The 9,266-nt window shown below is 35.9% G+C and carries 7 protein-coding genes and 2 pseudogenes; 5 read left to right on the forward strand and 4 right to left on the reverse strand.

Going from position 1 to position 9,266, the window contains the following annotated elements:
• Nucleotides 1–158: 158 nt before the first annotated feature.
• Together ARSQ2_RS08895 and ARSQ2_RS08900 are read right to left on the reverse strand one after the other, a co-directional pair.
• Nucleotides 159–302, reverse strand: a complete 144-nt coding sequence (locus ARSQ2_RS08895) for a hypothetical protein (protein ID WP_181995076.1) — start codon at nucleotides 300–302, stop codon at nucleotides 159–161.
• Nucleotides 299–769 carry a hypothetical protein gene (locus tag ARSQ2_RS08900; RefSeq protein ID WP_238334412.1) on the reverse strand — a complete coding sequence of 157 codons (471 nt, stop codon included), beginning with the start codon at nucleotides 767–769 and terminating at the stop codon, nucleotides 299–301. The genes ARSQ2_RS08895 and ARSQ2_RS08900 overlap by 4 nt, the downstream gene beginning before the upstream one ends.
• Before the next feature lie 234 nt (nucleotides 770–1,003).
• Here ARSQ2_RS08900 and pgi point away from each other — a divergent pair, with 234 nt between their 5' ends.
• The 3 genes and pseudogenes from pgi (at nucleotide 1,004) to ubiA (ending at nucleotide 4,279) form a co-directional block, all read left to right on the forward strand.
• A complete protein-coding gene (gene pgi / locus ARSQ2_RS08905; protein WP_181995078.1) occupies nucleotides 1,004–2,644 on the forward strand; it encodes a glucose-6-phosphate isomerase in 1,641 nt (546 codons plus the stop codon).
• A gap of 296 nt (nucleotides 2,645–2,940) precedes the next feature.
• A pseudogene (gene ubiC / locus ARSQ2_RS08910) lies at nucleotides 2,941–3,390 on the forward strand (chorismate lyase).
• Nucleotides 3,391–3,424: 34 nt separating this feature from the next.
• Entirely contained in the window at nucleotides 3,425–4,279 is an 855-nt protein-coding gene (ubiA, locus tag ARSQ2_RS08915) for a 4-hydroxybenzoate octaprenyltransferase (RefSeq protein WP_181995079.1), read from the forward strand.
• Nucleotides 4,280–4,378: 99 nt separating this feature from the next.
• On the opposite strand, the gene plsB is transcribed toward ubiA, so the two are convergent.
• Nucleotides 4,379–6,829, reverse strand: a complete 2,451-nt coding sequence (plsB, locus tag ARSQ2_RS08920; RefSeq protein WP_181995080.1) for a glycerol-3-phosphate 1-O-acyltransferase PlsB — start codon at nucleotides 6,827–6,829, stop codon at nucleotides 4,379–4,381.
• Between the two features lie 121 nt (nucleotides 6,830–6,950).
• Between plsB and ARSQ2_RS08925 the strand changes: the two genes are divergently transcribed.
• Together ARSQ2_RS08925 and lexA are read left to right on the forward strand one after the other, a co-directional pair.
• Entirely contained in the window at nucleotides 6,951–7,325 is a 375-nt protein-coding gene (locus ARSQ2_RS08925) for a diacylglycerol kinase (protein ID WP_181995081.1), read from the forward strand.
• A 107-nt stretch (nucleotides 7,326–7,432) separates the two neighbouring features.
• Nucleotides 7,433–8,048, forward strand: a pseudogene (gene lexA / locus ARSQ2_RS08930) (transcriptional repressor LexA).
• 192 nt (nucleotides 8,049–8,240) lie between these two features.
• Here the strand turns inward: lexA and zur are convergent.
• Nucleotides 8,241–8,720, reverse strand: a complete 480-nt coding sequence (gene zur, locus ARSQ2_RS08935) for a zinc uptake transcriptional repressor Zur (protein WP_181995082.1) — start codon at nucleotides 8,718–8,720, stop codon at nucleotides 8,241–8,243.
• Between the last annotated feature and the right edge of the window lie 546 nt (nucleotides 8,721–9,266).

Consider the following 9,266-nt stretch of genomic DNA (forward strand, 5'->3'; position numbering starts at 1 on the left):
GGCACAAGCTAAATGCAAAAAAAAGAGCGCTCGGATGCGACACAGATATTTTGTTCGCACTCAATATGGTGTAATCAAAATTAAGTCGCTTAGCTATAAAATCAATTGAATAGCTCATATAAATAATGTCATCAAAATTAAGGCACTTAGCTATACAATCAGTTTACAATCAGTTTTTCTTGCAGTTTAGGTAGTAGATATTTATTAGCTAGTCGCTTTAATTGTTGCTGATTGGGTTCGGCTTTACAAAATTTATCATTGGTCTGCATAATATTACGAACATCAAACCAGGTTGCGATCACCCCTCGTTGTCGTAGGATTTCGACAAATAAAAGTAGCTTGACATTAATTCACCATAACTGACAATTTCATCAATTTGTGGTGCGGTAAGGGGTTGTTGGGTCGTAACTGCGGATAAAGAAGTAAGTCTTGCCAGTAAGTGATCAATTATTGGTTGAATGCTAAAAGGGTTGTCTAGACAATTGATTATCATGTACTGGTGCTGACGAATTTGTTTTAATAGCGCCTTACGTCTATTGTCATTACACGTCTCAGTAAGTTTGATCAGCAGATTGGTAATGCCTGATGAAGCTGAAAGCACAACAATTCGCACATTTTTATTAGCAATAACGATATCTGCGCTTTTATACATGCTCTCAAAATTAGCGACACTGGTGCCACCAAATTTGGCAATATGAAATTTTTTATTTGCAGAGGCGGTAGAAACTGCACTCATAATACTATCTCCATGTGTTTGAAAGGTGAACAATTAACCTACCATTATCGAGTTATTGTCTGAAGGTCAATTTATTTTTAGCGAAATCAATAATTTTTATAATTACCAAAAAATTATTAATTTTATCAATATTCGAGCAATTGAACAGATGCGATTAAATTGGCCAGTGGAAAGCATTAAAAGAAATTAAATTGGTGGGGAGAATGAGTTACTATCCAATCATTGGTAGTTGTAAATCTGAGTTGAAGAAAGATAGAGAGTATTTCAATGGAAAACATTAATCCAAGTTTAACAGCAGCATGGCACGAATTAGAACAACATTATCAATCAGTAAAAGATATCCATCTGCGTGATCTTTTTGCTAATGATGCTGATCGTTTTGCTAATTTTTCACTCACTTTTAATGAACAGATCTTGGTTGATTTTTCTAAAAATCGAATAACTGAAAATACCTTGCTTAAATTACTAGATTTAGCAAAAGAGACAAAGCTAAGCGCCGCAATTAACAGCATGTTTTCTGGAGAGAAAATTAATAGAACAGAAGATAGAGCTGTTTTGCATATTGCTTTACGTAATCGTAGTAATAGCCCGATAAAGCTTGATGGTGTTGATATTATGCCACAAGTTAATGCTGTGCTAGACAAAATGCGTTGTTTCAGTGAACGAGTCATTAATGGTGATTGGAAAGGTTATACCGGCCAGGCAATAACAGATGTTGTTAATATTGGTATTGGAGGCTCTGATCTTGGGCCATATATGGTAACCGAAGCACTCAGGCCTTACAAAAACCATTTAAATATGCATTTTGTTTCCAATATAGATGGAAGCCATATTGCTGAAACATTGCAAAAAATTAAACCTGAAACAACATTATTTTTGATTGCCTCTAAAACTTTTACCACCCAGGAGACAATGACTAATGCTCATACAGCCAGAAAATGGTTTTTAGCTGCGGCGGCGGATGAAACACAGATCGCCAAACATTTTGTCGCTTTATCAACCAATGAGCAACAAGTGGCCAAATTTGGCATCGATACACAAAATATGTTTGAATTCTGGGATTGGGTTGGCGGTCGTTATTCATTGTGGTCAGCTATTGGCCTGTCGATTGTTTTATCCATCGGATTTAATAATTTTGAACAATTACTAAGTGGTGCTCATGCAATCGATCAACATTTTGCACAGACACCTTTTGAGCATAATATTCCGGTGATATTGGCGTTAATCGGTATTTGGTATAATAATTTTTTTGCTACTGAGACTGAAGCCATTTTACCTTATGATCAATATTTACATCGATTTGCGGCTTATTTTCAACAAGGCAACATGGAATCAAATGGCAAGTATGTTGATCGTAATGGCGAAAAAGTGAATTATCAAACTGGGCCCATTATTTGGGGTGAACCAGGTACTAATGGTCAGCATGCATTTTATCAATTAATCCATCAGGGTACCAAACTTATCCCTTGTGATTTCATTGCACCAGCGATAAGTCATAATCCATTAAGTGATCACCATAATAAAATAATGTCTAATTTTTTTGCCCAAACAGAAGCGTTAGCATTTGGTAAAGATCGGCTTGAAGTGGACGAAGAATTTAAAGCGGCAGGTCAAGATCCGGCTAAAATGGCACTTTATAAAGTTTTCCAAGGTAATCGCCCAACTAACTCTATCCTTGTTGATCAAATTACGCCATATACGCTAGGCGCTTTGATTGCGATGTATGAACACAAGATTTTTGTGCAAGGTGCTATATTGAATATTTTTAGTTTTGACCAATGGGGGGTCGAACTTGGTAAGCAATTAGCTGGGCGCATTCTGCCCGAGCTGGCAAGTGAAGATAAAATTAACAGCCATGACACCTCTACCAATGGCTTGATTAATTGTTTTAAAAGCTGGCGACAATAATTTTATTACCAAAGCTTGTAACAGCAGGTTTTGGTGACAATGAATAACCTACCAGATAGATCACTTCTTGCTAATATAAAGATTGCAAAATTAATAAAAATTTTGCAATCAGAGATGACTTTTTATATAACTTAGCAGATCCTATCATTCCATTCATTATTAGCCATGCTATCTTGTATTTTAAATCTCAAGATAGAGTGAGAGAAGTATTCTATGGGCATAACTGTAAAGATAAGCCATATCAATCACAGTCACTTTTCTGCAATCAACCGATTCATTAGTTTTCGACGCAAGAAATTACCGTACCGAATCCAATATATAATTGGTTAACCGAATTAGGTTCAATGACTGAGCGTCTTGCGCGGCGTTATTGCCAGCAAGTCACCGTAAAACTGTATCAAGAAGGTTTTATTCTGTTAGATAGTCAGAACGAAAAAGCTAAACTTTTGCCTAATAGTCAACGCTATTGGTTACGTGAAGTGGTGCTTTTGGGGGATGGTTGTCCATGGTTATGGGCGGACGGTTATTCCAGAAGAGACATTAACTGGCCCTGAAAGTGAGCTAATAAATTTAGGCAGTGTGCCATTGGGAAAATACCTGTTTAGTGGAAATAATTTGACTCGTGATTATATTAATCTAGGTATATAGAATAATTATTGGGTAAGGCGTTCATTGTTAAGATTATCGGCTAAACCTTTATTATTAAAAGAACTTTTTTGCCAGATTCACCTATCTATACAAAATAATAGGGAGATAAATAGATTGGCAGGGCAAACAACGTTGAAATTGAATAAATGGCGCGCCTATTTTCGTTTAATGCGAATTGATACACCGATAGGTATTTTATTATTACTATGGCCTACTTATTGGGCATTATGGTTAGCAAACCGGGGGTTACCAGATCTTTTTATTTTATTAGTTTTTACTGCGGGTGTTTTTTTGATGCGTGCAGCTGGTTGTGTTATCAATGATTTTGCGGATCGAAAATTTGATGGTTATGTTGCAAGAACCAAGGAACGTCCCCTGCCAAATGGTGATGTAACAGAAAAAGAAGCTAAGACACTATTTTTTTCATTGATCATCATCGCTTTTATACTAGTGTTGACCTTAAATAAAATGGCAATTTGGTTATCGGTGATTGGGTTGTTATTAGCTTGGATTTATCCATTTATCAAACGATTTAGCCATTTTCCGCAGATTGTATTGGGTTCTGCGTTTGGTTGGTCAATTCCAATGGCATATGGAGCAGTTAGTGAATCCTTACATTTAGAATGTTGGTTATTATTTCTGGTTAATATTATTTGGTCTATTGTTTATGATACCCAGTATGCGATCGTTGATCGCAATGATGATATAAAAATTGGTGTAAAATCAACCGCAATTATTTTTGCCGGTTTTGATAAATTAATTATTGGCATTTTACAATTAGCTATGGTGCTGGTGTTATTTTATATAGGGCAACTGCTAGATTTGGGTGGGTTTTATTTTGTTAGTTTGATATTGGTATTAGGCTTATTTACCTATCAACAAAAATTAATTGCCAATCGACAACCAACATTATGTTTTAAAGCATTTATGAATAACAATTATGTGGGGTTGGTTTTATTTATTGGCATCTTATTAAATTATTTTTAATTATAAAAAAGGATAATCTCGAATGATTATCCTTTTTTATAATGTTGGTCGATTTTAGTCTAAATCCGTTTTAGGTTACTATACTAATATAAAGATGATTTATTTAGGTAATGGCTTTTCAGTAACGTGTTTGACACTATCAATAGTTAAGCACACTTCTGGAGATATTAATTTAGCGATAATACGATAAAGCCGTTGTGCATTGGCGATGATAATCGGAGCTTCTTCTCTATCAATATAACCTTCCTGCTTTAATGTCTTTACCAGTGTGGAGAAAACCGCCTTATCAAAGAATTCAGGCGCGTTGATACCATGTAGTACAGATAGACGTTGAGCAAGAATACGGCTCTCTTTTTCTAATATTCCTCGGCTAATTTCAGGTATCGTACTTAATAGTGAAAGTGTAATCGCATAGCGTTGTAGAGTTTCTTTGATACCAGCAGCTAAAAGCTGAAGAGGGCGAATACGAGCTGGATTGATAGTTACAACACCCTCTACTGTTAATAATATTAGTTGTTGACGTGCCAATTCATTCAGCAGAATGTCGATAGATTCAGGTAATTCTTCTATGCTAAATCGCATGAATAGTTCTGCTTTTAAGAATGGATAAATAAGTGCAATTTGATCACCAATTTCCTTGCGTTGAACACTTTCATTATGTAATACGATATTGGCTACCAAAGAAGGCAAAACCAACAAATGCATAATATTATTTCGATAATAAGTCATCAATACAGCATTTTCTCGAGGTAATACTACAATATCGCCCATGCTGTCATGCTCGACTTCAAACTTATCCAATTGCAAGGCGTCTTCTAAGAGTTGCTCAGCAGTTTTGCTGGGTGTCGTGCTATCATCGCTATAAGGCACATTTCTTAATAGTTGGAGGTAGCATTCGATTTGTTCAATTAATTGTTCACGGGTTAATGCACGTTGGCGCGAAGCTAACAAAGCAGTTGAACATAAATTGACTGCATTAGCCGCAGCAGCGTTGTTAATTCTAACCATGATTTTATGAGCTAACCGAGTCACGGTTGAATTTAACCAAGTTGGACGCTGGGGCTCAATAGCATTGATAGATTGACGCCACTCGGGAACATATTTGTTTAAATATTGAGTTAGTGCAATCGGTTGACCAAAGTTAACATAACCTTGGCCTAGTTTACGCAATTTGCGTAGACCTCTTAACATTGAGAAAAACCCTTCTTTCTCTTTTGCTGCCCCTTTTAGTTCCTTAGCGTAGGTCGCAACTTCTAATACATGTTCATAACCTATGTAGATTGGAACAATGCTAATTGGACGTGAATCACCTCGTAGCATTGCTTGCAGGGTCATCGACAGCGTACCAGTCTTTGGTTCCAGTAGTCGGCCTGTTCGAGAGCGGCCACCTTCAACAAAATATTCAATTGAGTAACCACGCGCAAATAATTTGCTGAGATATTCACGAAATATGGTCGAGTAAAGTTTATTGCCTTTGAAAGAGCGACGAATGAAAAAAGCACCTAAGTGACGAAAAATTGGCCCGGCCGGCCAAAAATTAAGGTTGATACCGGCAGCGATATGAGGCGGAACTAAACCTTGATGATAAAGCACATAAGATAATAATAGATAATCCATGTGACTACGATGAGAAGGAATATAGACAATTTCATGGCCATCTTGTGCTAATTGGCGCACACGTTCAGCGTGTTGCACATTAATTCCTTGATAAAGTCGATTCCATGTCCAACTAAGTACGCGGTCAGTAATGCGGATCGCTTCATAGGAAAAATTAGCGGCAATTTCTTCCATCATGGCAATCGCATTATGTTTTGCCTTATCAAGGGAGATTTTTTTTGCTTTAGCTTCATCTTCAACTGCTTTTTCTATCGCTTTTGAAGTTAACAGTTTATTGAATAAATCGTGGCGTACAGGGAGTTTGGGGCCAACCGCAGCTAATCGTTGCCGTGAATAGTGAATTCGAGCTACTCGGGCAAGTTTATTAGCGATAATTTTATCAGTACCATATTCGCCAGCCATTTGACGTAAAGAGACAGTGGGAGAAAAACGAACAAAACTGTCACGTCCTAGCCAGATAACGGCAAAGAATTTTTGGATACCATTCAGTAAACGTAACGGAGGCGCTGGCGAGTGGCCTTCTCGACCAGGCGCTCGACCGAACATTACTGATACGGGTAGCATCTGAATGTTTAGCTCGGGATTATGGCAATGAAGATCAAGATAAGCAGTAAATGTTTTCACTGAATCTTTACGTGGATCTGGCGAATAATAACGAAATACACGCGGGCCATCATCGATAAAGACATAGGCAGGTAATTTAATTTCGTTTATTTCAATCGGATCGAGTGGATCAGGTAAGCCAATAGAACAACATTGTTGCCGTAAGGTAAATAAATCTGTTTTAGAATGATAAGGTAATACATATAGAAAAGGATGTGTCGTATCAAGACGCAATTCTTTAATTGGATCTGCTGGTATGAGCTTACTTTTTACCAACAATTTCATTGGTAAATCTAATAGATTATAGTAAATTTTACGCCAAAATGACATAGATAAGCTATAGCCTCTTGTTTGAATCCTACCAAAGGATATCAGAAATAGTAATTAATATCTGTTTAAAATATAATAATTATATTAAATCCCACATTTATCTAAACCTAGAGTAAATTTTATGGCAAATCAAACAACCGGCTTAACCCGAATTATTAAAGCAACTTGTTATTCTCTGAAAGGGTTAAGAGCAGCCTGGAAGAGTGAAGCCGCTTTTAGACAAGAAGCAATTATGGTGATTATTGCCATTATTGTGGCTTTTTTACTTGATGTGCAATGGATTGAAGGGTTATTACTTATTAGCTCAATGGTATTGATAGCTATTGTTAAATTATTAAATAGTGCGATTGAAGCAGTGGTTGATCGAATTGGTACAGAATTGCATGAACTTTCTGCTAAAGCGAAAAATATCGGTTCGGCGGCGGTTTTTATTTCAATTTGTTTAGCAATTTTTATTTGGTCAGTTGTAATTGATAATCATCATTTCGTGAGCTAGTTATAAAAAATAGGGTTTTACACATTTATTGGTTTTAAATCTTAATATACTTGTATATAATTACAGTGACAATGTGTCGATGCGAATAAAAATAAATAGGGAGCGAAATGAAAGAATTAACGTTGAGGCAGCAGCAGGTCTATGATCTAGTGCGTGAACACATTTCGCAAACGGGTATGCCGCCGACACGCGCTGAAATTGCATCAAGTTTAGGTTTTCGTTCACCAAATGCAGCAGAGGAACACTTAAAGGCGTTGGCGCGTAAAAGGGGTGATAAAAATTGTTTCTGGCGCGTCTCGAGGTATCCGGCTACTGCAAGAAGAACATGAGGATGAAGGATTACCACTTATTGGTCGGGTGGCGGCAGGAGAACCTTTACTTGCTCAACAACATATCGATAGTCATTATCGGATTGATGCTACTATTTTTAGACCTAGTGCTCATTTTTTATTGCGTGTTAATGGCATGTCCATGACAAATATTGGAATTATTGATGGGGATTTACTTGCTGTACATAAAACCCAGCAGGCACATAATGGACAAATCGTTGTAGTGCGTATTGATGATGAAGTGACGGTTAAACGCTTCAAGCAAGTGGGTAGTAAAGTTGAATTAATTGCTGAAAATCCTGAATTTCAGCCAATTATTGTGGATTTTCGGACACAAACCTTAACTATTGAAGGACTAGCTGTTGGTATTATTCGTAGTAGTAACTCATTTTAGCCAAACTTTTAGCTCTTTTATTTCTAATTAATTTTTTAAGTAAATTCAGCTTAATTTATTGAATATAATATTATTTCCTATTTTTTTGATTTTTTGATTGATAGGTATTAAGAAAACTATTTTTAAATTTTTATTGCTTTTTTAATAAAGGCCGGTTGTATGAGCTGCCGGCTTTTATATCACTATTTAAGCCTAATAATGCTTAGCTTTGACACTGTTTTTCTCAATTTTGTTGCAGGGTAAACATAACCCATGGCTTTCAACAACGGTATGGGACAACTCGAAACCAGTCTGTTTGGCTAATTTTAAAATAGCAGTTTCTACCGCTTGGCCATTACTTTCGGCAACACTACCGCAATTATCACAAATTAGCATAACTGAGGTATGTTTAGGATCCTCAAAATGAGGACAAATCACATAGCTATTTGTTGATTCTATCTTGTGTATAAAACCTTGCTCTAAGAGAAACTCCAGGCCACGATAAATAGTTGGTGGTTTAGCTTGAGGTTCAGAAATTCTAAGTAAATCAAGCAAATCATAAGCACTAATAGCACAAGGTTGGGCTGCTATAAGGCGTAATACCTCTTCTCTTTGGGGTGTTAAACGTACATTACGCGCTTGGCATATTTTTTTTGCCTGGGACAGTATTTTTTCCTGATCTTGCTTTGTCATGAATTATCCTAAGGTGAAGATCATTATAATAATGATATTATCATATTTATACTTTTTGATATCTAGCATAGTTCTAAAATAAATAATATATTTTACTATTTTGTAATAATGCTTTTTTATTTCCTGTTGCGATAAACTGATACTTAATTGGAAAATGGAATAAATATTGAGTAGAAATTAAGATTATTAATTTTGATTATCTGGTGAATTAATATAAGTTATTTCTATTTAAATTAAGGATAATAAAATCGATAAAAAATTTTACTTCCGCTCACGCCTCCTTCTTTACTGAGATTCTTATCAAAATTTTATTATATTATTTTTTATAACTGAAAATTATCAGTAACATTTTATATATTGCTTTATTTTTAAAGGAGTTAATAATGCGTGATAGCAAAAAAAATACACCATGTTTTTATACTTATGGGGGTATCAGGTAGTGTGGTATAGCTAAGCGACTTAATTTTGATTACACCATATTGAGTCCGAACAAAATATCTGTGTCGCATCCGAGCGCTCTTTTTTGCATTTAGCTTGTGCCCATTT

The sequence above is a fragment of the Arsenophonus endosymbiont of Bemisia tabaci Q2 genome (assembly GCF_902713415.1).
GTDB lineage: Bacteria > Pseudomonadota > Gammaproteobacteria > Enterobacterales > Enterobacteriaceae > Arsenophonus.